Here is a 2,456-nt window from a genome sequence, read left to right as displayed (position 1 = left end):
CTATATGATGCCAGAACTATCCTATAATCCTTCTAAATAAAATAAGCGGTCAAAACCTATAAACAACACAGTATATAGTCTATGAAGCCTATAAAACTTTTTGCAATCACATTTGTTACTGCACTCCTTGTTTCTTCGGGAGTGCAAGGGCAAATGAATGAAAACCTTATAGTAGTAAAAAATATTTATGAAGTGATTCATCAAAAAAGCACCACTTCAGAAGAAGTAAAAGCATTGACCCCCAACATTCAGTGGGAGAAACTCAATAATGCCAAAGAGGTCAATGAAAGATACAACATCACATTTTTAGCCATCCTGAAAAATGAATGGCGAGGAATCTCTTTTCAATCACTGGAATTTCAGGAAACTGAAAAGAATAAAATCTTAGTTACAGGAACTGTCTCTGGCAGAAAGCCCACAGAATGTGAAGGCGTCACTACAACATTTCAGCATCATTGGATACTCAAAGAAGGTGAAATAATGAACTTTAATGAATACTAATTTAAAACCAACATTATGAAAAAAGTAATTTTACTGGGACTTGCAATCGTCCTTTTTACAGCTTGCAATCAACAAGATACTCGCTACACACAGGAATCACCTGAAATCGATATCGTAAAAACAGTCATCAAAGACTATAATGAAAAAGAATATAGCATGACCAATTTTGCAGACACCAGCAAAACCTATTTCAATACAAAAACCGATTTTCTTACCATAGACAAACTGGTGGAATACCATCAAGACAATGATGCTAATTATTCAAACAGAGGGTTTTTAGAAGAAGATCAGGAATATGAAATGGTAGTGACAGATGAAGGACACACCTGGGTAAATGTCTGGTTAGACTGGCAAGCTACTGTAAAGGAAAGTGGTAAAGTCATTGATATGCCTGTTCACTTGACGTATCGTTTTGTAGATGGTAAAATCGTTACCACATATGGCTATTGGGATCCCACAGAAATTGTATTGGAACTTCAGGAACTTGAAAGAAATGCTGCGGCTCAATCAGACGAGTCTGAAGAAGTAGAAGAATAAAAAAATCAGGTAAGTTTTCTGTTTATAGAATTTCGGCAGTAGTGTCAATAGGTGATTTTTCATGTTTAATGGTTATTAGACAATTAGCAAAATCTACTGCCGGCTACCTGTTTTTAATTTCAAATTAAAGAATCCACTTGCTTCCTAAAATCGCTCAATTATTTGGTTTCAAATGGGTTAGAAAATATAAACTCAAAGAAAACGGGTTTTCCGGACTATAGATATGAAAAAAGTAGGAATCATAGGTGGCTCTGGCTTTATTGGAAGCTATATCACCAAGCAATTTTTAAAAAATGGGTATGAAGTCAAAGTCTCGGCCACCGATATTTCCCGAGAAGACAAATACGAGCATCTCATGGCACTCAACAATGCTGAAAACCTTTACATCAGTGAACTCAATGTCGAAAACAAAACGGTATTAAATGATTTTGTAAAAGACTGTGATATTTTAATTCACTCCGGCACGCCCTTTCAACTCAATGTGGAAGATCCGCAGAGAGATCTATTTGACCCTACAATCAAAGGCACCGAAAATTTTCTGGAAGTAATCAACAAAACACCAGGCATTGAAAAAGTGGTTTTAATCGCCTCTATAGCAGCCTGGAATACAAATTTCCCCTTGCCTGCCGCTGGAAAAAGTGATACAGAAACTTTTGATGAAAGTGATACAAGATTTTTTAGTGAACAAAACCATCCTTACGCACAAGCAAAATATTTAGCCCAGCAGGTAGTGGAAAAATTTGTAAAAAACAACCCTCAGCTATCTTTTGAAATCACAACCGTATCTCCCGTGATGGTGATGGGAAAATCCCTGTCAAACCGAGAGGACTCCACCTCCACCGGAGTGCAGTTTCTCATTAAAAACATGATTGCTCCTGATGATTTTTTCCAAACACTATATGACAATGATGTGGCATTTACCGTGGTAGATGTCGCCGATGTAGCAAGTGCTACATACAAAGCCGCAACAACAAATGGCTTACATGGAAAAGATTATCTATTGACTAGTGAAACCTATAAAGTATCAGATATTCACGAGATGTTGAACCATCACGAACCCAAAAACAAGCCTCAAATTGTGTATAAAAACAATAAGGCAAAAACTGATTTAGGCGCACAATTCAGACCCGTTAAAGAAACTTTAAATAACTATTAAAAATGGAAACATCAAATCAAAAACCCGAATATTTTTTACTACGCCCAGAAGTTGAAAAAGCCTATGGATACTCGCATGCCGTCAAAATTGGCAACCACATCAAAATCTCCGGTGCAGTGAGCATGGACGATGAAGGCAACCCCACTGCTGTGGCTGATTTTAAACAGCAAATGAAAAACTGCTATTCCGATTTAGAAAAAGTACTCAGACATTTCAATTGCACTTTTGACGATGTGGTAAAGGAAGATGTCTTTACCACAAA

4 protein-coding genes are annotated in these 2,456 nt (G+C 36.8%); all 4 read left to right on the top strand.

Translation table 11 applies throughout. From position 1 onward, the window contains the following. The first annotated feature begins 81 nt into the window (after positions 1-81). Positions 82-501, top strand: a complete 420-nt coding sequence (locus AACY61_RS12375; protein WP_339611887.1) for a hypothetical protein — start codon at positions 82-84, stop codon at positions 499-501. A 15-nt stretch (positions 502-516) separates the two neighbouring features. Next, on the top strand, positions 517-1,038 hold the full coding sequence (locus AACY61_RS12370; protein ID WP_339611886.1) for a nuclear transport factor 2 family protein: 522 nt from the start codon (positions 517-519) through the stop codon (positions 1,036-1,038). Between the two features lie 223 nt (positions 1,039-1,261). Continuing rightward, positions 1,262-2,194 (top strand): NAD-dependent epimerase/dehydratase family protein, encoded by a 933-nt coding sequence (locus AACY61_RS12365; RefSeq protein ID WP_339611885.1) that lies wholly within the window; start codon positions 1,262-1,264, stop codon positions 2,192-2,194. 2 nt (positions 2,195-2,196) lie between these two features. Beyond that, positions 2,197-2,456: RidA family protein (locus AACY61_RS12360; RefSeq protein ID WP_339611884.1), on the top strand; the 260-nt coding region annotated here is incomplete at its 3' end.

Origin of the sequence: uncultured Planktosalinus sp. (assembly GCF_963973675.1) — a bacterium.
Lineage (GTDB): Bacteria > Bacteroidota > Bacteroidia > Flavobacteriales > Flavobacteriaceae > Planktosalinus.
Note: the sequence above shows the minus strand (reverse complement) of the source record. Positions and strands in the feature narration are given on the sequence as shown.